21 protein-coding genes are annotated in these 23,557 nt (G+C 32.8%); 5 read left to right on the top strand and 16 right to left on the bottom strand.

All coding sequences use genetic code 11. The features are described 5' to 3' along the window. The first annotated feature begins 184 nt into the window (after positions 1-184). Positions 185-2,281 carry an AraC family transcriptional regulator Rsp gene (rsp, locus tag SH09_RS08825; RefSeq protein ID WP_042739290.1) on the top strand — a complete coding sequence of 699 codons (2,097 nt, stop codon included), beginning with the start codon at positions 185-187 and terminating at the stop codon, positions 2,279-2,281. A gap of 145 nt (positions 2,282-2,426) precedes the next feature. Beyond that, positions 2,427-2,774 (top strand): DUF4889 domain-containing protein, encoded by a 348-nt coding sequence (locus SH09_RS08820; RefSeq protein ID WP_042739289.1) that lies wholly within the window; start codon positions 2,427-2,429, stop codon positions 2,772-2,774. Positions 2,775-3,276: 502 nt separating this feature from the next. Here SH09_RS08820 and SH09_RS08815 read toward each other — a convergent pair. Continuing rightward, a complete protein-coding gene (locus SH09_RS08815; protein WP_042739288.1) occupies positions 3,277-4,551 on the bottom strand; it encodes a cation:dicarboxylate symporter family transporter in 1,275 nt (424 codons plus the stop codon). Positions 4,552-4,974: 423 nt separating this feature from the next. Beyond that, positions 4,975-5,331: a DUF3139 domain-containing protein gene (locus tag SH09_RS08810; protein ID WP_042739287.1), complete on the bottom strand. Its 357-nt coding sequence runs from the start codon at positions 5,329-5,331 to the stop codon at positions 4,975-4,977. Between the two features lie 362 nt (positions 5,332-5,693). Here SH09_RS08810 and SH09_RS08805 point away from each other — a divergent pair, with 362 nt between their 5' ends. From SH09_RS08805 to SH09_RS08795, 3 genes are all read left to right on the top strand, one after another. Next, positions 5,694-6,134 carry a MarR family winged helix-turn-helix transcriptional regulator gene (locus tag SH09_RS08805; protein ID WP_042739286.1) on the top strand — a complete coding sequence of 147 codons (441 nt, stop codon included), beginning with the start codon at positions 5,694-5,696 and terminating at the stop codon, positions 6,132-6,134. A gap of 246 nt (positions 6,135-6,380) precedes the next feature. Then, a complete protein-coding gene (locus SH09_RS08800; RefSeq protein WP_042739285.1) occupies positions 6,381-6,761 on the top strand; it encodes an Hsp20/alpha crystallin family protein in 381 nt (126 codons plus the stop codon). Positions 6,762-6,796: 35 nt separating this feature from the next. Further along, a complete protein-coding gene (locus SH09_RS08795) occupies positions 6,797-7,231 on the top strand; it encodes an Hsp20/alpha crystallin family protein (protein WP_042739284.1) in 435 nt (144 codons plus the stop codon). 179 nt (positions 7,232-7,410) lie between these two features. Here the strand turns inward: SH09_RS08795 and SH09_RS08790 are convergent, their stop codons facing one another. The 14 genes from SH09_RS08790 to SH09_RS08725 form a co-directional block, all read right to left on the bottom strand. Continuing rightward, positions 7,411-8,574 (bottom strand): nitrate/nitrite transporter, encoded by a 1,164-nt coding sequence (locus tag SH09_RS08790; protein WP_042739283.1) that lies wholly within the window; start codon positions 8,572-8,574, stop codon positions 7,411-7,413. Between the two features lie 327 nt (positions 8,575-8,901). Continuing rightward, complete coding sequence (gene nreC / locus SH09_RS08785) at positions 8,902-9,555, bottom strand: nitrate respiration regulation response regulator NreC (protein WP_042739282.1); 654 nt, start codon at positions 9,553-9,555, stop codon at positions 8,902-8,904. Between the two features lie 20 nt (positions 9,556-9,575). Beyond that, positions 9,576-10,610 (bottom strand): sensor histidine kinase, encoded by a 1,035-nt coding sequence (locus tag SH09_RS08780; protein WP_235307487.1) that lies wholly within the window; start codon positions 10,608-10,610, stop codon positions 9,576-9,578. 9 nt (positions 10,611-10,619) lie between these two features. After that, complete coding sequence (gene nreA / locus SH09_RS08775) at positions 10,620-11,072, bottom strand: nitrate respiration regulation accessory nitrate sensor NreA (protein ID WP_042739281.1); 453 nt, start codon at positions 11,070-11,072, stop codon at positions 10,620-10,622. A 14-nt stretch (positions 11,073-11,086) separates the two neighbouring features. Beyond that, positions 11,087-11,764, bottom strand: a complete 678-nt coding sequence (narI, locus tag SH09_RS08770; protein WP_042739280.1) for a respiratory nitrate reductase subunit gamma — start codon at positions 11,762-11,764, stop codon at positions 11,087-11,089. Next, positions 11,765-12,337, bottom strand: coding sequence for a nitrate reductase molybdenum cofactor assembly chaperone (gene narJ / locus SH09_RS08765; protein WP_042739279.1), 573 nt, complete (start codon positions 12,335-12,337; stop codon positions 11,765-11,767). Continuing rightward, positions 12,330-13,898 carry a nitrate reductase subunit beta gene (narH, locus tag SH09_RS08760; RefSeq protein ID WP_042739278.1) on the bottom strand — a complete coding sequence of 523 codons (1,569 nt, stop codon included), beginning with the start codon at positions 13,896-13,898 and terminating at the stop codon, positions 12,330-12,332. The genes narJ and narH overlap by 8 nt, the downstream gene beginning before the upstream one ends. Continuing rightward, positions 13,888-17,571: a nitrate reductase subunit alpha gene (locus SH09_RS08755; RefSeq protein WP_042739277.1), complete on the bottom strand. Its 3,684-nt coding sequence runs from the start codon at positions 17,569-17,571 to the stop codon at positions 13,888-13,890. The genes narH and SH09_RS08755 overlap by 11 nt, the downstream gene beginning before the upstream one ends. Positions 17,572-17,944: 373 nt before the next feature. Next, the gene (gene cobA / locus SH09_RS08750; RefSeq protein WP_042739276.1) at positions 17,945-18,883 is read right to left on the bottom strand and encodes a uroporphyrinogen-III C-methyltransferase; all 939 of its coding nucleotides are present in this window, start codon (positions 18,881-18,883) and stop codon (positions 17,945-17,947) included. Further along, positions 18,874-19,185 carry a nitrite reductase small subunit NirD gene (gene nirD, locus SH09_RS08745; RefSeq protein ID WP_042739275.1) on the bottom strand — a complete coding sequence of 104 codons (312 nt, stop codon included), beginning with the start codon at positions 19,183-19,185 and terminating at the stop codon, positions 18,874-18,876. Before nirD ends, cobA begins: the two co-directional genes overlap by 10 nt. Positions 19,186-19,189: 4 nt before the next feature. Further along, positions 19,190-21,595: a nitrite reductase large subunit NirB gene (gene nirB / locus SH09_RS08740; protein WP_042739274.1), complete on the bottom strand. Its 2,406-nt coding sequence runs from the start codon at positions 21,593-21,595 to the stop codon at positions 19,190-19,192. Continuing rightward, the gene (locus SH09_RS08735) at positions 21,588-22,052 is read right to left on the bottom strand and encodes a precorrin-2 dehydrogenase/sirohydrochlorin ferrochelatase family protein (protein WP_042739273.1); all 465 of its coding nucleotides are present in this window, start codon (positions 22,050-22,052) and stop codon (positions 21,588-21,590) included. The genes nirB and SH09_RS08735 overlap by 8 nt, the downstream gene beginning before the upstream one ends. Then, positions 22,033-22,773: a sirohydrochlorin chelatase gene (locus tag SH09_RS08730; protein WP_052495425.1), complete on the bottom strand. Its 741-nt coding sequence runs from the start codon at positions 22,771-22,773 to the stop codon at positions 22,033-22,035. Before SH09_RS08730 ends, SH09_RS08735 begins: the two co-directional genes overlap by 20 nt. A gap of 131 nt (positions 22,774-22,904) precedes the next feature. Then, entirely contained in the window at positions 22,905-23,441 is a 537-nt protein-coding gene (locus SH09_RS08725) for a GNAT family N-acetyltransferase (protein WP_042739271.1), read from the bottom strand. Positions 23,442-23,557: the final 116 nt, after the last annotated feature.

Genomic DNA, 23,557 nt, shown 5'->3' with positions numbered 1-23,557 from the left:
AATCGCTGTATATTATAGGCGTTTATTTAATACACTCATTCAATAAATAATTTTTTCTATAATTATTTTAACTTCACAATATTGTTACAATTTTATAATTAACACGCTTAAACTTTAAACATTTTGTTATATAATAATAACTATTAAGCGTTATACGATATATTTAAGCAGGAGTTGCAATATTATGAATAGTACGATTTATATACATAATTATTTAACAACTTGTCCTCAACGTTGTCTTGGGAAAATTAAACTTCTATTTTCTTTAAATCATAAACTGCAAATGAGATTGAATGGCAAAAATATTACATTAAACCAGGCACTTGTTTTAATAAATCATAATGATATTTATGAAATATTGCATGCAGAACATTTAATTGAAGTTAATATTCCTTTATGCCATTTCAATACGATAGACGATGCATTTTTTAATTATCATTACAACTACAAATTAATACAATCTGCAGATTATATTAAGCATTTCATATTAAACATAGTGGCTAAATTGAGTCATCAAGAACCAATTAAATATAGTAATTTAACTGAGTTGATAAGGCTATTAAATGATGAGGCAAGTGTAAATTCTGACACTCAATATTTACCGAAGATCACCACTGAGAGTGCATTATTAAACAGCATCACCAAATTTATAAATAGCAATGCGACCAACTCAATTTCTTCCAAAGATATTACGGCGGTATTCTATGTTACTGCACCTTATATTTCTATTCTATTTAAAAAATATTTAGGGATAAGCTTTAAACACTATGTGTCTAGTTTAAAAATAGGCCTTTCATTCAAACCTTTATTCCAAAGTAATGAAGCGATACATACCATTTCCGAAGCACTTGGTTTTAATCATTATGCGAGTTATACACAACAATTCAAAAATTTCTTAGCTGATACACCAAATATGCTTAGAAAAAAATTCATGTTATCAAATCACTCCTCCATACAGTTAATTAATAAAGATGAGATGGACCTTACTTCTTATTTTGAACATTTACCATCTTTTACAGCAGCACATAATCAAACTGATCATATTGATTTAAATCATTTAATTTACAACGACAAAACGAAATTTCCAACAATATTTATTCATGCAGATGATTTAATTGAAATTATGCAATCTAATTTAATAGCAAAGCTTAATTTCCATGATATTGCTGAAGTTTATTTGCTTATTAATAATATCGGCTACTTTAACCTTGAGCGATTAAACTTACTAGCAATCATCGATTTTATTGATAGTTTATTTTTGCAGAATGTTCGTTTAGGATTGCGCATCAAAACATTTACTGAATACAAGATGATTGAGTCGATGATTATTCAAGTATTTAATTATAAACCTGAGTATTATCGACAGCGCTTTATGCGTTATTTCTTGCTATTACTTGATACTGATCACCTTTCCTTAAAGGAAACACACGATATTTATATAAGCGCTCATAATTTAGAGGTAAAGGTTAAACTTGCAATAACAATTGAAGGCGCGATTAAACAGACTAAATCTATCACTAAGACCTTCGATTATCTGTCACATTATGCCTATGATTTTTATTTTATTGATATTGAATCTGATAACACTAGACAATGTCTGACAAAGTATTCAAGCGCATTTGACCAAACGATGACTTTTCTAGATTGTTTTAATAAAGTCATCGACATCACTTCCATACATAAATCAAAATTTGTTTATGCTCATGTAAGTAAACATTGTTTCAAACTCTATGACGAACACGCACCACTTGCACTTTCTGATTTAATGTGTCACATGTTAATTATGATTAAACAAGGTTCAGGTGTGGGTTACAAATTAATCAAATCAGCTACGAGTGACTTGTCATTGATGAATAAACATTATATGTATGAGCCTTTGATGTACTTATATCAGTTTTTAAAGCCTTTTATAAATAAACCCTTAGCTTTAGAAAATAATTTATTAGCGGTCAAAGATAAATATTGCACACATTTACTATTATTCAACTCAACTGAACACACTATTTCACCGCAAATGCCGAAAAAGTTCACTTTTATTTATCCAGATATCACTACAATGTTGACTATATTTATACAAACTTTAAATCGTAATCATGGCTATATTGATTTTTCACTACCACCCACTTTAAACGCTATGGGTATTGATAAAAAATTATTGAATTATATAGAACAATCTAGCTATCCTAAATCCGAACTCAAGCAACTTGAATACAAAAATCAACCCATTGCTTTTGAACTACATCATAATGAAATTAAGTATATCTGTATTAGTAGAAATTAAAGCTATAATTATTAGTACAACAATTTTACGATATAAGTATTGATTAATATGTGAATAAAATAGAACTTTTCTTTAGTATCGATTGCATAAACAATACATTTTAGATATAACAGAGGAAAGAAACCAATAAAAAGGAGCTTTTATTTTGAAGAATAAAAAAGGATTTGCAATCATTTTAAGTGCAGCCATGATTATCGTCGCTGTCGTTTTAGTAATTATGATGATGTCTAGCGGTCAAAAGGAAACATATTATGGCTATATGAAAAATAATACAACTGCTGAAAAGATTGTCAGCGAAAAAGATCACGAAGTAGAAGAAAATATCAAATTACCAGCGGAAGATGGTTTCTCACCTAAACACGGTGATTTTGTTAAGTTAGTAAAATCCGAAGGTGACGATTCTTTCAGCGAGATGAAAGTAGTTAAACATGATGATGTACCTCATGGACTTATGATGAAAATACATGATATGGGCGATATGAAAGGAATGTAATGTTTTAACTTTAAATCATTGATGTTTCCTAAACATTGTCACAAAACAGTGTATAAAAAATTCATTTCACTATCAGGGAATCAATGCTAGTTAATTCATTTTGACATATAATCAATTGCCTAATAGCCCTTAAATGACAATAACTTTGCATTTAAGGGCTATTTTTTCAAAATATTTAAGAAATAAATTGACTCCTTAGTAACAATCAACCTTTTCAAACAACTATTTCTATTGGCATTAGCTTCTTGTTATGTACTATCAATAAAATTAGAACCTTCATCTGAAAGACATATGTTGGCGAGACTCCTTAGGGAACAGGACAAGCTGAAGACTACAGGCTGAAGCTGGCCCCTAGGAAAGCGAGCCAACAATTTTAGATATTAAATAAAAATAGCTATGAAAAAATCTATCGTCATAGAATTCTCCATAGCTAATCTAAATATGTTTATTCGGTAGTCTGTAAATTTTATGTTCTACAGCCTAACTTTGTCAGAAATAAAAATTAAATTGATTTTAAATATGCTTGTCCTTTTTCCTTGTCATATACATTTTCCCATTTTGCAATAACAATTGTAGATAAAGCATTTCCCATTACATTTACACATGTACGCACCATATCTAATATACGGTCAATTCCAATTATTAAAGCCAATCCTTCTGCAGGCAAGCCCATTGACGTTAATGTAGTAATTAACACTACGATAGAGACACCTGGGACGCCAGCCATACCTTTTGATGCTACCATCAACGTAACCATCAACATAATTTGTTGTCCAATAGACATGTCGATACCATACATTTGCGCTACAAATAATGCTGCAATAGATTGATACAGTGCTGAACCATCTAAATTAAATGTGTAACCTATAGGTACTACAAATGATGTTACATCTTTAGGTGAACCAAATCTTTCCATTTTCTGCATAATAATAGGTAATACCGATTCTGAACTTGAAGTTGAAAATGCTAAAATTAATTCATTTTTCAAGATCTTCATGATTGAAAAGATATTAACACCACACATTTTCGCGACAATACCTAACACAACCACTACAAAGAAAATCATAGCCCCGATAACTACAAGCAATAATTTAAGTAATGGTAATAACGCCGCTGCCCCGAAAGTCATTATTGTCGTACATATAAAAGCAAAAACACCTAATGGTGCTAATTTAAGAATTTTATTAATCATCCAAAAAACTGCATCTAACGTGCCACTCAATACATCCTTTACAGGTTGTCCTTTTTCACCTATAACTGATAATCCAATACCAAAAAAGACTGCAAAAAAGATAATTGGTAATAAATCACCTTTGTTTAAGGCTTCGAAAAAATTTGTTGGAACAATATTTACAATCGTATCAATAAAATGATTACCATATGTAGAATGTTCAGCTGCTTTAGCTGACGATTCATAAGTTGATATGTCACCCTTTGGTAGTTTATCAGGATCTAGCCCTATACCAGGTTTGAATATATTAGCAAATACAATCCCTAATCCAATTGCTACTGTTGTGATAATTTCAAAGTACACAATTGTTTTAACTCCATAACGCCCTACCGTTTTTGATTCACCTACATTAGAAATAGATAAAGCTAAGGAACAGAAAACGACAGGTATTACGATCATTTTAATTAAATTCAAGAAGATGTCGCCAAATGGTTTAATATAATTAACGAGTTCTTCATGTCCGTAAAGTAGTAACCCAACGATTACACCTAAAACCAATGCGATAACAACCTGCATCGGTAAACTTATTTTTCTAAAAATTGCCATGATGTTTCTCCCCTTCTTCTGACAAAATAATTATAGCAAAATAAATATAAATTAGATATAAAATTTTTACGCTATAGAGTACAAATCACTAATTTATATAACTAATTACACCAAACTTATGTAGATAAGTAACATACCTTTAAATTGACCTTCTAGTATGATTTACATTGATTTAAAATTAAAGATAATCATTTAACGATAATCTTGCTTTATTGTTAAGGTCTCCCTGTTGAAACCAACTTCTCTTTTACCATTATATATATTTGAGTAACATATATAATGTAAGCGAAATCATACGCAGATAAAAAAGCCAGTAGCTACCTTGTTAAAGATAACTACTGACTCAGCGATAATGGATGATTAGAAATGATACCTATTCATTATTGTTTAGCTTATAGTGCTAATAACATTTATAATGATTAATTATTTTTTAGGCTTATAATCTTTCTCGAATTTATTATGTTTTGCATGCTTAATATTCTCTTTTGTTTCTGAATCAAAAGCTTGAACCACAATGCCTTTATAAGTAGCGATAGGTTGAACCACATAAGTTACATCTGGATCATCTTTAAATTTAACTTCTTTATAGTATAACCCTTTTTTAGCACTATAGAGTGTTTTTTCAGATTTAACTTGTTGCGTTAAATTTTGTTCTTTCAAATAGTGATCTACTAACTCTAAATTTTTATGACCTTGATAAGTTCTTAAGCCAAAGAAAAATGCAATTGCAATAATCAATGACACCACTAGAAGCCCAAAAATTTTAAAAAATGTCTTCATCTTAATTCTCCTTTAGTTCAAGCAATTTCATTTAAAATAGCTTAGCGTTAAGCGTAATGTTTTAATGTATTTTATATATTATTATCTACAATGATAATAGTATGACTTATAATAATAAATTTATAAAGAGTAAAGGTATTTTTGTAACAAAATCTTCTTATATTAACTATATATGCAACTAGCAAATACATATCAAAAGCATACAATCATTTACTTTTGAGCAAATATGTTGTCGTAAACATTACGGTTTTAGTTATAATATTTATCGAAATCTAATAATTTTAAAACACTAAATGGGCGCAACCATTCCTTGACAGCGCCTACACTTCATAATAAGGTTAACATTCAAAAGGGGTGATTAAATGAAGGAAAAAGATAGTAACCTAGAAAGACAACTTTGTTTTCTATTCTATGTTTCTTCAAAGGAAATAATTAAAAAATATACTTCATATTTAAAAGAATTTGATTTAACTTATACAGGTTATATCGTTCTACTCGCAATTGAAGTAGAAGACAAGATTAATATCAAAACACTTGGAGAACGTGTATTCTTAGATTCAGGTACACTAACACCTTTATTAAAAAAACTTGAGAAAAAAGGTTACGTAACAAGAACACGTGAACTTGATGATGAACGTAATTTACAAATTGCGTTAACTGAAAAAGGAATAAACGTAAAAGAGCCTTTATTAGGTATCTCTAAAAAAGTCTTTAGTGAATTTGATATGGACAAAGAAGAAGCTATCGACTTAAAGGAAACATTACAAAAATTTGTAAATAAACATTTTACAAAAGAAATTTAATATATACTTACGAGGTAGATTAAAAGTAGGAAGTTGCATTAACGTTGACGTTCTATATCTTTTAGTTGCCTCTTTTTTATATTTAACTTTATCTATCAGCGCTCAATTTCTTTAATCAATGCCTTCTAGTCACCTACCACAATATCAACATAATAAAATTTTCAAACGTATAAGCCTTTGACTTTGACTTTCTTTGACTATAGTTTTATAATGTAATCATAAAGTTAAAGGAGAGGTGTTTTAGAGATGATTCAATATAGACAAACACGTCATTTACCAACTGATTTATTTGATAATATGCTACTTGGAAATTCAAATTTCAAAGTAAATGTTTATCAACAAAGTAATAACTATACAATTACCGCAGAACTCCCTGGTTTTAATAAAGAAGATATTAACATTGAATACGACAACAACATTTTAACAATATCAGCAGAGCGTTCTGACAATGAAGCGACTGAAAATGAACAACAGTACTTGATTCGTGAAAGAAATACTAAAAAACAAAGTAGACAATTTATTTTTAAACACATCGATACTACAAATATTAATGCCACAATGGAAGATGGTATGCTAATCGTTAACTTACCAATGAAACAAAGTAAAACACAAATTAACATTGATTAATAAAATACTTTATACAAATTAAGGAGTGATTGCTCATGGCTTTTGAAAAGAAACCATTTAACAATTCAATTTTTGATGTAAACCCTAGCGACTTATTTAAAGATTTCGGCAAGCAAATATTCGATCAATTCCCAAATCAAACACAAATCAAATCTGATGTTACGGAACTTGAAGATTATTACCTAATTGAAGCAGAATTACCAGGTATTAAAAAGGAAAATATCAGTTTAGCATTCGATAAAAACATTTTAACTATTGAAGCAAAACAAGCTCAATTGAATACCGAAGAGGACTCAGCTGGCAAAATCATTCATCAAGAGCGCAGTTATAGCGATTTAAAACGACAATTTAACTTTGACAATGTCAATGAACAAGGTATTACTGCAGCGCATGATAACGGTATTTTACGTGTAACACTGCCAAAATTACCTGCTGAAGAAAATAAAGCAACACGCATTGAAATTAATTAACATTTAAATAGACAGTACTTTATAAGTAGCACTATAGTGAATTTGACGATGGTGTGAAGTATAACGATATTCATTTAATATTCTTGATCTTATCCATCACTTGAACAGTGATTTAAATATATATCAGCCTATCAAATAGGCGTCCACAATGTAATTGCACTGTGGACGCCTATTTTTTATTATTTAAAAGTTAATTTATCACGTTTTACAATATGATACATAGTTATTATTGCGATCACACCAAATAATGCTAAGAATACAAATGCCAGATGGCTCGTACCAGTGATTGATGTGACATAAGCAATGACAATAGGTGGGAAGAATCCACCTAAGCCTCCCATCATGGAAACAATACCATTCGCTGCACCAGACTCTTTGGCAAAGTAAAATGGCACTAATTTAAATACTAAACCATTCCCTAATCCAGCACATAGACTAATTAACAAACACCCTATTGTAAATAGAATAATATGTGCTGAAAAACTTAAGATTAATGCTCCTATAATCATAAAAATAAAATCTATAATTAATAGGATAACTGCATTCCATTTATCACCTAATACGCCTCCCAAAGGTCGTAAAAATGTCGCCAAAGCAATAAATATACCTGATCTAATACCAGCATCAACACTTGAAATCTCAAAATTTTGAACCAGGTAATTTGGTAAAAACAAGCCAAATGCAACAAATGCTCCGAATGTAATAAAATACCAAAAGCTCATGTAATATAATTTCAAATCTTTAAATAAAATTTTAGATTGTTGTAGTAACGGAACTTTAATTTTTTGTTCATTGGCATCACCTAACAAGAACATTAATAATGCAAAAATTGCGATTATGACTAGATAACATCTCACTGTTGATTGCCAGCCAATTATTCCGGCAATAGGAGGGGCTAAAAAAGAAGAAATGGCAGTTCCGATATTCCCCATACCATAAATTCCATTTGCTAATCCTACTTTAGCTCTAGGAAAATATTTAGGTACTGAAGTTACTCCCACAGAAAATACTGCTCCACCTACACCTAAAAAGAAGCCTGCAGCCATCAACATTATAGGTGATTGTGCATTACTTAAGAAGTAAATTGGAAACAATAAAATTATAAAGCTACTAAAGAATACCCATTTGGCCCCTATGATATTTGTTAAATAGCCAAAAGGCACCCTTAAAACAGAACCTAGAATAACTGGAATAGCTAATATAATTGATAGTTGACTCCCACTTATTTGTATATCTTCTTTAATAAAAGGCATTAATGGCGCAATGATACTCCACGCCATAAATCCAGCCACTAAACTTAATGTCTGCAAGACCAATTGAAAACTACCCGTTGACTTTCGCATTCATATTCACCTTCATCCTTAACAATAATTTAAAGTCTAATTTTTAGTCAAAATGCTACACACAATTACTTGTTAGTCATGTATTGCTAATAACAAATCAACTCTTGTACTAGTGAGTAACCTAGTAGTATATCTTTAACTATAATTTTAGAATCTTTGTGAAAAAATGAACATAAGGAATTTCCCTTGAGTAAATATATAAATTCCCTATACGAAACAACCTGAGTATCACATTAATTTAATAAGCAATATAAAAAGCCACACAACAATACAATTAACTACAATCATATTGTTATATGGCTTTCATAAGATTAAAACGTATCACTATTAAAAGTCTATTAACTTTTTCTTCATTGCATATTCAACTAATTCTGGTTTGGATTTTAAATTTAACTTTTGCATAATGTGTGTTTTATGCGCCTCCACTGTCTTTACAGATACGTATAATTTTTCAGCAATATCTTTATTTCCATATCCTTTGGCAATAAGTGGTAAGATTTCCAATTCTCGTTTTGATAATATTAAAAACGGATCCGTGCTATCTTTAATATCTTTATTTGAATGATTGACGAACTCTTTTACTAGTGAAGTTGTTAATTTTGCATCAATATATGTTTCACCTTGATAAATCGTTCTCACCGCTAGTAATAACTGTTCATCTGGCGCATTTTTTAAGATATAACCTTTCGCGCCGTTTCTCAATACATGAAAGAGATATTCTTCATCATCATACATCGTTAATATGAGTATCTTAGTTTCAGGAAAACTGTCACTAATCTTACTCGTAGCTATTAAACCTGATTCTCCTGGTGGCATACTTAAATCCATGATGAGTACATCGGGTTTATGTTGCATTACTTTCTGATATGCTTCCACCCCATCTGCTGCTGTCCCCACAACTTCCATATCTTCCTGATAATTTAAAATCATAGAAAACCCAGTTCGTACTACGGCATGATCATCTGCAATTACAATTCTCAACTTAAAATCTCCTTATATACTTATAATGGAACTTCAACTGTTACACTTGTTCCCTTCCCAATATCTGTATCTATATTAACTTTCGCATTTATTAACTCCGCGCGTTCATTCATTCCATATAATCCTAAACCTGTGCCTTTAGGTTGTGCTGATTTGTCAAAACCCTTTCCTTTATCGACGACTTTAGCAACTAATCGCTCATCAGTGACCTCTATATCAACATCCACGAAATCAATTTCTGCATATTTTATAGCGTTAAACACGGCTTCTTGCACAATTCTATATATCACCGTTTCTATTTCATTATCAAAGCGTTGTGTTAATAAATTACAATGATAAATCACATGTATACCGTAATTTTCTTCGACTTGTTTAAAATATGATTTAAATGCTGCATCTAATCCTAAGTCATCTAAAGAAGATGGACGCAATTCCACTGATAAATTACGAATATCATCAATCAATTTGGTAACAAGTCCTTCTATCTTTGACGAATTGTGAATTAGGCTATCGACATCCTTTTGATATTTCATTAATCTCAATTCAATGTCCACATTCATCATTTCTTGAATGACGCTGTCGTGTAATTCTCGTGAAATACGCTTGCGTTCATTTTCTTGTGCATGTATTGTCTTTTGCATCATTTGTCTTTGATACATTTTATCGTGTCTTTCAATTTGTGGTGACACATTTTGTAATGTAAATGCTTTGACTCCTGTAGCTTCATCTATAGTTTGATACGTCGCTGTGAAAGGCTCAATAGTCCCATGTGTTGTTTTCATAAATACTTGAAAGCTAGAATTACCAATTTCCTTTGCTTCTAAAAAACAATTTACACATGATTGTAAATCATATTCATTCGTATAGCCGTCACAACGATTACAAATCGCATGTGTCATTCCTTGATAATCATTATCTTCTGCAATGATTTCCTTTGCTGCATCATTCTTTGCAATTACACTTCCAGAAGCATCAACAAAAACAATCATCTCGTTAGTGTGATTAAAGTACTGAAATAATAACTGAGTTAATGTATCTTTATTTTTTGAAATCAACGTTATCACCTAATCTTCTTCTTTAAAGATTCCAAATTTATTAATTATAGAAATTTGATTATGTTGCAATGGTAAAGGTTTATTGTCACGTTGGCCTAACAACAATACGCCATAAACATAGTGCTCATACCATAATGGAATAGCTATCATAGCTGTCAGTGATTCACTCATAATAATTGGATACTTATGCTTTTCAAATATAATGTCATCATGGTTCACGTCTTCAATAATCATACGTTTACCTGTTTTCATGACTGTACCAGCCAAACCTTTACCTTTTCTTAGTACAATTAACTTATAACGATCATTTAAATTTCCGGAGACATAGTGCCATTTTATTGGTGAAACTTGCTTTTCATTTTCGTAAAATGCTAATCCCGCAAAATCAAAATCCTCATCAATCCTTAACTTATCTAAAGCTGATTGATAATCTAAATGTTCATTTAATGTGACTAAATTCAAATTATTTCCTCCATTCACACTTTATGTTTACGGTAAACAATATAACTACGACTCGCATATGTGAAAGGAACACTCCATACATGTACCAGTCTAGTAAACGGCCAAAGTGCAAAGATCGCAAAGCCTAATAGAATATGCATTTTGAATGCAATAGGTACTTGTACCATCAAATCGGCATTAGGAGAGAATACAAATAAATTTCTAAACCAAATTGAAATAGTTTCTCTATAATCAAAAGTTGGCGTAACTGCATTAGTGACAATCGTTGCATAACAGCCCATAAATACAATAAGTAATAAGAAAATGTTAACAATTATATCTAATGCAGAGCTTAACCTTCTAACGTTCTTAATAGAAAGTCGTCGTGCCGTTAATAGCAACATACCTATCAACGTTATTATACCAAATACACTTCCAATATACACTGCACCTATATGATATAAATGATCATTGACACCTAGTGCCTCTAACCAAGATGCTGGTATCACTAAACCGACAAAGTGACCCATAATAACAGGAACAATACCTAAATGAAATAAGATACTTCCCCATTTAAGTTGTTTCTTTTCAATAAATTCACTAGATTTTGCAGTCCAAGATAATTTATCAAATCTATAACGTGCAATATGTCCAATTATAAATGTAGCCATACAGATATAAGGTAAGATAACCCACAAAAATTGATTCAACATTTACTTCACCTCATTCATCTGTTCTAGTTCAATACAAGCCTTAAGCGTTTTACGTAACGAACGTATTAAATGATAGTATGGATTTTGCGATTTCGCTAATTGCTCAGAAATTGCAAACGTACCATCTTCTATAATCATGATGACAAATTCAATATTATCAATTGCCCGATCATCTTCATTCCAATTTGCAACAGATAAGAATTCAAGCATCAATGGAAGAAAATCCGATAACTCTTGATCTACCATCTTTAAACCAAACATTTCATATAATACTTTTAGTTTCGCTAGTAATTGACCACGTTCCTTTTGAGTATCAAATTTATTATAGGTCATATACAACGGTGCTTTTTTATTAAAATCAAACGTATCTGAATATAATTGTTGTACTTCAATGATTGAATATTGTTCTATCTCTGCTTTGAAAGCTTTTAATTCCTCATATGACGGCTGTGTTTCATCTACAATTTGTTTAAACGTTTCACTTTTAAACGTTTGTTTATTTGGAAAATCTAACAACTGTGCATGGTAACCAAGTAAGGTTTGATATTGTTCAAATAGCTTAAAGTTAATCACGGAATATTCCCCCATAAAACTGTTCATTATAGATTTCTTGACCTGATTTTCCAGATTCAACGGCTACTGGAACACCACAACCATCACAATTTGAACCGAAGTACTCTCCACCATACCCTTGACTACCTTGAGCACGATACGTATCCATATATGCTTCTTTATGTGATGTCGGAATTACAAATCTATCTTCATGTTTAGCAATAGCTAGCAAACGATACATATCTTTAGTTTGGCGTTCTGTTAAACCTAGTCTCGTTAACCTTGAATGATCAAAGTCTTTATTTGTAATTTCTGAACGCATATAACTTCTCATCATTGCCATTTTTTGCAAGGCAAGTTTAACAGGTTCAGTGTCGCCAGCAGTAAATAGGCTAGCTAAATATTGAATAGGTAAACGCATTTCTTCAATTGCAGGGAATATCATATCTGGATTTCTATTACCCGCTTGTGCCTGTTTACCTTCAAAGTAACTCATTATCGGACTCAGTGGTGGGCAATACCATACCATTGGCATTGTTCGATATTCAGGATGCAATGGAAATGCTAATTTATATTCAATTGCTAATTTGTAGACAGGTGAATTTTGTGCTGCTTCGATCCATTCCATTGAAAGACCATCTTTTTGGGCTTGTTCAATTACCGCTTCGTCAAATGGATTTAAGAATAAATCCAATTGCTTTTCATATAGCTCCTGTTCATTCTCTGCACTAGCGGCCTCTTCAACTCTATCGGCATCATACAGTAGTACGCCTAAATAACGCATACGTCCTGTACATGTTTCTGAACATACAGTTGGTAAACCTGCCTCTATTCTTGGAAAACAGAATGTACATTTTTCAGCTTTATTTGTTTTCCAGTTGAAGTAAACCTTCTTATATGGACAACCTGTCATACAGTATCTCCAACCTCTACATTCCTCTTGGTCTACTAGCACAATGCCATCTTCATCTCGTTTATACATTGCGCCAGAAGGACAAGATGCCACACAACTTGGATTCAAGCAATGTTCACAAAGTCTAGGTAAATACATCATAAATGTTTCATCAAATTTAAACTTAATATCTTCTTCAATACGTTGAATATTGGGATCTTCTGGTCCTGTAACATGCCCACCAGCTAAATCATCTTCCCAGTTTGGCCCCCATTCTAAATCTAATTTATTGCCTGATAATAGTGAGTGTGCCTTAGCTACAGGTGAATGATTTCCTGCTTTTGCATTAGTAAGATGTTCATAATTGTATGTCCACGGCTCATAATAATCTTTAATAACTGGCATATCTGGATTATAAAATATTTTCCCTAATGCAATTTTTGACCATCTACTACCTGATTTTAATTCTAATTTTCCTTTTTTATTTAGGTACCATCCACCTTTGTATTGTTCCTGATCTTCCCAGCGTTTCGGATAGCCAATACCTGGTTTTGTTTCAACGTTGTTAAACCACATATATTCTGCACCAGGTCGATTGGTCCATGTACTTTTACAAGTAACGCTACACGTGTGACAACCAATACATTTATCTAAATTTAATACCATTGCAATTTGTGCTTTAATCTTCAAGCCAATCAACCTCCTTAAGTTTTCTTACTGCTACGTACACATCTCTTTGGTTTCCAATTGGTCCATAGTAGTTAAAATGATAACTAATTTGAGCATAACCACCCACGAGTTGAGTTGGTTTAAGGTGAATACGTGTTGGCGCATTATGTGATCCACCTCTAGTGTCAGTAATATGTGAAGCGGGTGTTTCGATATGCTTATCTTGTGCATGATACATAAACATAGTACCTTTAGGCATTCTGTGAGAGACGACAGCTCTAGCAGTTACTACACCGTTTCTGTTATATACTTCTAGCCACTCATTATCGGCAATATGATGTGCCGCAGCATCTTCATTTGAAATCCAAACAGTAGGCCCACCTCTAAAGAGCGTCAGCATGTGTTGATTATCTTGATAAGTCGAATGAATATTCCATTTCCCATGTGGCGTTAAATAACGTAAGACTAACGTTTCTTTATCTGCAACTATTTGTTTATCATCATTACCAAATACTAAAGGTGGCAATGTTGGTTTATACACAGGTAAGCTTTCACCGAATTGTTGGAATATTTCATGATCAATATAATAACTTTGTCTACCTGTTAATGTTCTAAATGGTACAAGACGCTCAATATTTGTAGTAAATGGTGAATAACGTTGACCATTTTTATTTGAACCAGGAAATACTGCTGTTGGTATTACTTCTCTTGGTTGTGCTGTAATATTTAAGAATGAAATCTTTTCAGATGCTCTGTCACTTGAGATATCTTTTAAAGTCATACCAGTTTGTTGCTCTAAATCTTCATAAGATTTTTGTGATAATTTCCCATTTGTTGCCGAAGAAAGGTTGAGAACAACATCTGCTGCTCTTCTGGCAGTATCGATACGTGGGCGCTGGTGTTTCACAGATTCATGATCTGCTTCTTCCCAAGTTCCAACCAATCCTTTTAATTCATCATATTGTTCTTTTACAAAATAACTAACACCATGTGCACCGATTTTAGTGCTTTCTAACAATGGTCCAACCGTTACATATTTATCAAATATTTTTGTATAATCACGATCAACAACTTTAAACGCAGGCATTGTCTTTCCAGGTATTGCTTCTATTTCTCCTTTAGTCCAATCCTTAACAATACCGTTGACGTTCGCGATTTCTTGTTCTGAATCATGTGCAAGTGGTGCTGTTACAACATCTTTATAATTTCCTGGCATATATTTTTCAGCTGTTTCGGATACAGTTTTACTTAATAACTTAAAGATATCCCAATCTGAACGCGACTCCCATAACGGATCAATAGCTGGGTTAAATGGATGAACAAATGGATGCATGTCTGTTGATGAGATATCATGTTTTTCATACCAAGTTGCCGCTGGTAAAATAATGTCAGAATATAAAGGCGTTGATGTCATACGGAAATCTAAAGATACAAGTAAGTCTAACTTTCCTTCAGTATCATCTCTCCATTTAATTTCTTCTGGTTTATCATTTTCATTTGGATTTGCTAATAATCCTGATTTTGTTCCTAATAAGTGTTTCATAAAATATTCTTGGCCCTTTGCAGAACTTGAAATTAAATTAGAGCGCCATAAGAATAATGTTTTAGGATGGTTCTGTTTAGCATCTGGATCTTCTATTGCAAATTTAGTTTTACGTGCTTTTACAGATTCAACAGCACGCTGTATGACTTGTTCGTTATTGAACTCTCCTGCTTCTTTCGCATCTTCACCAAAAGATAAACTATTTTTATCGAATTGAGGATAGGATGGTAACCATCCAGCTCTCGCTGCTAATACATTATAATCTGCTGGGTGCTTATGTTTAATGTGATCTGCTAATGGTGATTTCAAACTATCTACAGTTGATAATTCATATTTCCATTGGTCTGTAGCAAAATAGAACCAACTTGTTCCATTTTGTAATCGTGGAGGTGCTTGCCAATCTTTTGCAAAGGCAATTGTATTCCACCCTTCAATTGGTCTACATTTTTCTTGTCCTACATAGTGAGCCCAACCCCCACCATTTACACCTTGGCAACCACAAAGCAAGATTAAATTAATAATTGAACGATAAATCGTATCTGAATTAAACCAATGATTAATCCCTGCACCCATTATTATCATGGATTTACCTTTAGTATCGATGGCATTTTGTGCAAACTCACGGGCAACTTGTATAACTAAATCCTGTTTCACACCTGTAATTTGTTCTTGCCATGCTGGTGTGTAGTATGATGTTTTATCTTCATAACCATTGGCTTCTAACGCATGGTCAAAGCGTTTCACACCATATTGACTCGCCATTAGATCAAACACTGTAGTAATATATTTTTCTTCACCATTTTCCAAAGTAATCTTTTTGACGGGAATTGTTCTTTCAAAAATACCGTTTCCATTATTATCGAAATAAGGAAATTGAATATCAACGTGTTCATGGTCTAACTCAGCAAATGATAACAATGGATTAATCGGTTGTCCTTGTTCATCTTCAAGCTTTAAGTTCCATGCCTTACCTTGTTCCCATCTTTGTCCAATAGTTCCATTTGGTACAGTTAAACGCTCACTATTACCATCAAAAATAACAGGTTTCCAATCACCATTCGTTGTTTTAGATGTAATATCATTTTCCCGTAAAAAACGTCCTGCTTTATAACCTTTATCATCTTTATCTAACATGATGACAAATGGCATATCTGTATATTGTTTTGAATAATTGATAAAGCGCTCATTAGGATTATCAATATAAAACTCTTGTAAAATAACATGTGTCATCGCTTGTGCTACTGCTGCATCCGTTCCAGGGTTTGGAGATAACCAATTATCCGCAAATTTAACATTCTCAGCATAGTCTGGTGCTACTGATACAACCTTTGTTCCTTTGTAACGAACCTCAGTCATAAAATGAGCGTCTGGAGTTCTAGTTAATGGCACATTTGATCCCCACATGATAATATATGACGCATTGTACCAATCACTTGATTCTGGTACATCTGTTTGCTCACCCCAAATTTGTGGTGATGCTGGTGGTAAATCTGCATACCAATCATAAAAACTTAGCATCTCTCCCCCAAGTAAACTAATGAATCGTGCTCCAGATGCGTAACTTAACATCGACATCGCAGGTATTGGTGTAAAGCCAGCAATTCTATCAGGTCCATATTTTTTAATCGTATATATGATTTGTGCCGAAATCAGTTGTGATACATCTTTCCAGTTTGTTCTAACTAAGCCACCTTTACCTCGTGCTTGTTTATAAATTTTGGCTTTTTCTTCATCTTCAACGATAGACGCCCACGCTGCAACAGTATTATCATGATATTCCTTTAATGCTGCAGTCCATAACTCCCAAAGCTTTCCTCTTATATATGGATATCGAACACGTAACGGACTATATTCATACCATGAAAATGATGCACCTCTCGGACACCCTCTTGGCTCAAATTCAGGCATGTCAGGACCACAACTAGGATAATCGATTTGTTGATTTTCCCAAGTAATAACCCCATTTTTAACAAAAACTTTCCACGAACAAGAACCAGTACAATTCACACCATGTGTGGTCCTCACAACTTTATCATGACTCCATCGTTCTCTATACATTTTCTCCCATTCACGACTTTTGCTCTCTAAGATTGACCAATTACCATTAAATTTTTCTGTTGGTTTAAAAAATTTAAGCCCAAACTTTTTCATTTTATACACCCTCTCACAAGTTCGTTCCTTTTAACTGAAATCACTTCGCTTATTAATATATTTCATAAACATTGTACATTTTTTCACAATATACAAAAATTAGGGATTTTCCTAAATGCATAGGAAAATCCCCTTATTATTTTATGACCATGTTAAATGGTTACAATTTAAGTCATTCTATTCTTCATAATTTTATTTTTTTCCATCTATTATTGTAAGGTTTAAAAGAAAAGAAAATGCAAGATATTTAATTGAATGATGTCCACTAATATTCACGAAGTAAACCGCAATCGTTGTTTTATTAAGCATTAGTAACTATTTTGGTCAATCGTCTTAGATTTATACATAGTTATGTTTTTATGTGTATTTATTGTTAATTTACTGTTATTTTCGAATCAAAAGATTGTTTTAAATACGTTTCTATTAACGCCCTTTGTGATGGATGTAGTTGTTCTATATCATTAGGAAGTATCATACACCAGTCACCTTGCGCGTATAATTCAAAAGCCTTGTCAATCGCATGAGTACGTGTCCCTTGCACTAAATATTTTGTTCTATATTTGACCGTTAATCCTTCACTCATATTCAATTTACCAATAACATGTCCTATGATGATAAGCCCTGGTTTACTATTATTGGTGACATCCTTTAATTTATCTACAATATTTAATACTGTCCCTGTAACATATTGTTCCATTGGCCCTGTCACATCAAAGCATACAACAACGGGAAAATTAGTGTGTGTCTTGTTATAGATTTCTTTCATTATGCTATCAATATTTCTAATTCCCATATAAATCGCTAAGGTACCATAATTTAATAATCCATTGATATCGAAAGGTTTATCGGAATTATCTTTAAAATGCCCTGTAGTAAATGTCACACTCGTAGCTATATCACGTATTGTGAACCCTAAACCAAGATGTGCCATAGCTACAGTTGATGAAGTGATACCAGGTATAATGTCATAATCTATGTGCATCTTATTTAATATTTCTACTTCTTCGTATACTCTACCAAACACAGCCGGGTCTCCACCTTTAAGCCTCACAACTAGGTCATATTTCGATGCAGTTTCGATCAACAAGTCATTAATTTCATCTTGTTTAACATGTTTACTATAAGGTAATTTCCCAACATCGATAATGGGAATTTCCGGTCTTGCCAACTGTAGGATAAATGGATTTACCAAGCGATCATATAAGATTACATCAGCCCTTTTTATTAACTGTTCTGCTTGTCTTGTAAGTAATGTAGGATCTCCAGGTCCTGCACCTATAAGATAAACTTTACCGTAATTGATTACAGGCATACATAGACATCCTCGTCGATGATTTCTACTTTATAAGATTCTACACATCCGGTATCAGGTTCTTGAACTATTCCTGTCGTCAAATCTACCTTTTGATCATGAAGTGGACAGTATACAAATTCACCACTTACTATACCTTCACTCAATGGTCCATTTTTGTGTGGACATATATTATTGACCGCATAAACATTTCCACCCTCAGTTAAAAACAGACCAATTTCTTTATTCTCAACCAGTATTTTCTTACCGATCAATGGCTGTAACTCTTTCAAATGCGCTACTTTAATTTTTCTTTGTGCCATCTATTTATACCTCCTCAACTGCGAAGCGTGCTCTTTCTTTTTTCTGACTTGAAATTTGTCGCCAAGGTTCCGCTTGTACCACTTCTTTTGCTTCCATAATTCTCTGGAATAACTGTGTTTGTTGTGCTTCATTTAAAATGACATCTTTTACACGATCAAAACCAAGACGATTTAACCACGGTGCTGTACGCTCTGCATAAATACCTGTTTCTCTATAGTATTGCATCAATGCACCGCACAACTTTACGACTTCATCTTCGGTTTCAACTGTCGTTAGATACTGCCCTACCGTTACTTCAGTACCGCCATTACCACCTATATAGATTTGGAATCCATTTTCAACACCAATTACGCCAAAGTCTTTAACACCTGATTCGACACAACTTCTTGGGCAACCTGAAACGCCCATTTTAAATTTATGTGGTGTGTCTATATATTCAAATGTGCTTTCTAAACGAATCGCTAACTTAGTTGTATCTTGTGTACCAAATCGACAAAAAGATTTACCTACACAACTCTTAACTGAACGCGTCTTTTTACCATAAGCTGAAGCCGAACGCATACCTAATTCATCCCAAATTTGTGGCAATTGTTCCTTCTTAACACCATATAAACCTATACGCTGAGAACCTGTAACCTTTACTAAAGGAATCTGATATTTTTTAGCAACCGTACCTAATTGAATGAGTTGATCGGCATCTGTCACCCCACCACGCATTTGAGGTATCACTGAAAATGTACCATCATTTTGAATATTCGCATGATATCTTTCATTAGCAAATCTAGATGCCGTTTCATCTTCATGATCATGTGGATAGACCATATTTAAATAGTAATTAATTGCCGGTCTACATTTAGGACAACCACCTTTATCTTTAAATTGTAAAACATGTCGGACTTCTTTCGATGTTTTTAAACCTTTAGCTCTAATTTGAGTGACAATTTGGTCACGTGTTAAATCTGTACATGCACAAATACCAGCTGGTTTGGCAGCAACAAAATCATCACCTAACGTATGTTGCAGCAATTCGTTTATCTGTGACTTACATTTACCACATGAATTACCTGCTTTAGTTAGCTTTGTTACTTCATCAACGCTTGTTAATCCTTCTTCCTTTATGGCTGTCACTATTTTCCCTTTTGACACGCCATTACATCCACAAATTGTACTGTCATCACTCAATGCTGCAACATTATTACTTTCAGTTTCAGTGCCTTTATGTAACATTGAAACTAAAGTATAGTCGTCGAGAGATTGATCTTGTTTCATCATATTAAAGAATCTTGGTCCATCGGCAACATCACCATAAAGTACTGCACCAACAAGCTTGCCTTCTCTTAAAAATACTTTTTTATAATACATATTGACACTATCAAACATCTCAATACCTTTAGTTATGTCATCCTCTTTAATATAGCCCGCACTGTATAAGTCACAGCCAGATACCTTTAAAGAAGTGAATGTTGTAGAGCCGTGATAACCTGTAGTTTCTCTATCAGTTAAATAATCTGCAAGCACCTGTCCTTGTTCATATAATGGGGCCACCAAACCATAGACTAGCCCATTATGTTCGGCACATTCACCAATTGCATAAATTGAATCATCACTCGTCTGTAAATAATCATTTACAACAATACCTCTATTGACTTCCAATCCACATTGACGGGCAACTTCATTATATGGTCTTATCCCTACTGCCATAACCACAAGATCTGCTAATAACTTTGTTCCATCAGCTAATCTAATTCCAGTTACATCTGTGTCACCTATGATTTCTTCTGTACTTGCATTTAATTTAAACTTCATACCCTGTGCAATTAAATCAGTTTGTAATAACATGCCTGCTTTTTTATCTAGTTGCATTTCCATCAACCAATCTGCGAGATGTATAACAGTAACTTCCATACCTTGGTCTAATAAACCTCTCGCACATTCTAAGCCCAATAATCCGCCACCTATGACAATCGCATGTTTCTTGGTTTTAGCAATTTCAATCATTTTTTCAGTATCTTCTAAAGTACGCCAACCAATTACACTAGGAAAGGTTGAGCCTGGTATAGGTAATGTAAATGCTTTAGAACCTGTTGCAAATATACAAATATCATATTCAAAAGTCAGACCACTTTGTGTCATCACTTGCTTTTGTAATTTATCCACTTCAGTAACCGGATCATCAATAACAAGATGTATGTCATGTGATTCATACCAGTCAAAGTCATTCATAATAATATCAGTTTGAGTCATCTTCTTTTGTAAAATATTAGATAACATTATACGGTTATAATTGGGATATGGCTCTTTGCCTATTATCGTAATTTCAAATTTTTGATCATCTCGTTCCAGTATCTCCTCAATTGTTCTGATACCCGCCATACCATTTCCTATCATTACTAATCTTTCTTTAGTCATTTATATCCTCCTTATCACTACAATTTAGATATTCCTTTATCTCTGTCGTTAACGTCTTTACCTTGTGATAATCCGTACCTTCAGAACTAATCTGTACTGTCACATTACTGACAGTAAACTGTGAAACATTATAAAAGTCAGATTTTTCTTTATCGCTGACATTGTTTACCCATTGATCAATATGAGCATCTTTAGCAACTTGATTATTCACTTGTTTATCATCTGTAGCAGCAATTATTAAATTCGCATTTTTAATATCATTCGCGTCATAACATTTAGTAATTAACTTTAAGTTAGCATGTGTTATTGCAAAAAATTCCGGTAAAAATGTTTTGCTGATAATTGTAATAGCGTGTATGTCCTCCTTAAGTAATTGTTGTACTTTTCGATAGGCGACCCGTCCACCACCGATAATCACAACATGTTTCCCTGTTAAATTAACTTGCATAGCATACATTTGCTAACACCTCTAATTCGTTTATTCTATCTTTAATTACTTTTGCTAAATCAGGCACGAAGTTAATTGCTGAAGCAAATGTCACGTATTCAGCAAATGCTTGTTGCCTAATATTTTGTTTAGTCCTTTGAACTAAATAGCCATCTCTAAGAAATAATGGCACAATTAATGTTTGTGGATATTGCTTGAGTATTTTTTCTAAATGCTCTACATAATTACTTGCACCATAAAGCAATACAGTTTGAATAGGTATGCCAAACACATCACACGACTGAGCTAAATGTTGCACTGCTTGTTGTGGTTCAGTGTATGCAGAACTACCATGTGCTAACAATACGATTGTTTGAACTTTGTCATTCTTTATTAACGTGTTAGCAATTTTATTTTTCACTATATTTGAGATAGTTTGATGTGTACCTAAAGGTTCAGCGATGATGTAATTCATTGGTGGATAATTCCTTTTTATATCTTTCAAAATATTAGGTATATCTTCAAAGTAATGTTTAGCAGGAAATAATAATATAGGAATAATATTAAAATGCTTTATCCCTTTACTTATCAGTAATTCAACCACTTGCTTTAATGTTTGTGTATCGCCTTCTAGAAAGGCCAAGTGATACGTTAATTGAGCATCGTTAAATAATTGCTCAAAATTTTCTCTTACACTTTCATTAACACCTGGACGATTCATACCATGTAACACAAGTATATTTACCACCACATCTAACCCTCCTCTATACACTTGCATTGTAATATAATTTCGTCTGTATTTGTGATTATTTTCACATTTATACGCAAAAATAGGGAATCCCCTTAGCTTAGTAATAAAGGGATTCCCTGTAATATGAATGATTAGAATGGTGGCTGACCTAATACTTCTTCATCAAACTTTTCTGGTATCAATACTTTTCTCATAATAACACCTAAGTCACCATCTTTATTCTCATGTTCTGCGTATACTTCATATCCACGTTTCTTGTATATATCCAACAACCATGGATGCTTTCTTGCTGATGTTCCTAGTGTTACAGCTGGTGCTTTTAATGTGTCTCTTAAGTATGTTTCTTCAACATATTTCAATAATTTACTACCTAAACCACGACCATCATAACTCGGCTTTGTCGCAAACCACCAGACAAATGGATATACAGAAATGCGTCGTTTTCCTTCCCATGGATAACGTACCGTAATGGTAGATATAATTTCTTTATCATTTTCAAGGACAAATGTCGTACTTGTTTTGATATTTTGTTCTACTAAATCGACGTCTGCATTGACAGACGGCCAATCAATGCCTAGCTCTCTAAGAGGTGTAAATGCTTCATACATAAGTCTTTGTATTTCCTCAGCATCGCCTTGATTTGCCACACGAATATTATATTCAGACATGTTGTCACTTCCTTATGCTAATATATTTATCGATACAAGTTATCATATACAATACACATAACTTCTATTGAATCATATGAATACAATATTGTTTATACTACTAGTAGTCAATTGAA

Origin of the sequence: Staphylococcus gallinarum (genome assembly GCF_000875895.1) — a bacterium.
Lineage (GTDB): Bacteria > Bacillota > Bacilli > Staphylococcales > Staphylococcaceae > Staphylococcus > Staphylococcus gallinarum.
This window is presented reverse-complemented; position numbering and strand designations above follow the sequence as displayed.

Excerpts from the sequence above, each read along its gene's own strand:
- SH09_RS08805 (WP_042739286.1), top strand. The coding sequence starts at position 5,694 with ATGAAGGAAAAAGATAGTAACCTAGAAAGACAACTTTGTTTTCTATTC.
- nirB (WP_042739274.1), bottom strand. The coding sequence starts at position 21,595 with ATGACTAAAGAAAGATTAGTAATGATAGGAAATGGTATGGCGGGTATC.
- SH09_RS08810 (WP_042739287.1), bottom strand. The coding sequence starts at position 5,331 with ATGAAGACATTTTTTAAAATTTTTGGGCTTCTAGTGGTGTCATTGATT.
- SH09_RS08755 (WP_042739277.1), bottom strand. The coding sequence starts at position 17,571 with ATGAAAAAGTTTGGGCTTAAATTTTTTAAACCAACAGAAAAATTTAAT.
- cobA (WP_042739276.1), bottom strand. The coding sequence starts at position 18,883 with ATGCCTGTAATCAATTACGGTAAAGTTTATCTTATAGGTGCAGGACCT.
- SH09_RS08735 (WP_042739273.1), bottom strand. The coding sequence starts at position 22,052 with ATGTATGCTATGCAAGTTAATTTAACAGGGAAACATGTTGTGATTATC.
- nirD (WP_042739275.1), bottom strand. The coding sequence starts at position 19,185 with ATGGCACAAAGAAAAATTAAAGTAGCGCATTTGAAAGAGTTACAGCCA.
- SH09_RS08800 (WP_042739285.1), top strand. The coding sequence starts at position 6,381 with ATGATTCAATATAGACAAACACGTCATTTACCAACTGATTTATTTGAT.
- rsp (WP_042739290.1), top strand. The coding sequence starts at position 185 with ATGAATAGTACGATTTATATACATAATTATTTAACAACTTGTCCTCAA.
- SH09_RS08795 (WP_042739284.1), top strand. The coding sequence starts at position 6,797 with ATGGCTTTTGAAAAGAAACCATTTAACAATTCAATTTTTGATGTAAAC.
- SH09_RS08790 (WP_042739283.1), bottom strand. The coding sequence starts at position 8,574 with ATGCGAAAGTCAACGGGTAGTTTTCAATTGGTCTTGCAGACATTAAGT.
- SH09_RS08815 (WP_042739288.1), bottom strand. The coding sequence starts at position 4,551 with ATGGCAATTTTTAGAAAAATAAGTTTACCGATGCAGGTTGTTATCGCA.
- narI (WP_042739280.1), bottom strand. The coding sequence starts at position 11,764 with ATGTTGAATCAATTTTTGTGGGTTATCTTACCTTATATCTGTATGGCT.
- SH09_RS08725 (WP_042739271.1), bottom strand. The coding sequence starts at position 23,441 with ATGTCTGAATATAATATTCGTGTGGCAAATCAAGGCGATGCTGAGGAA.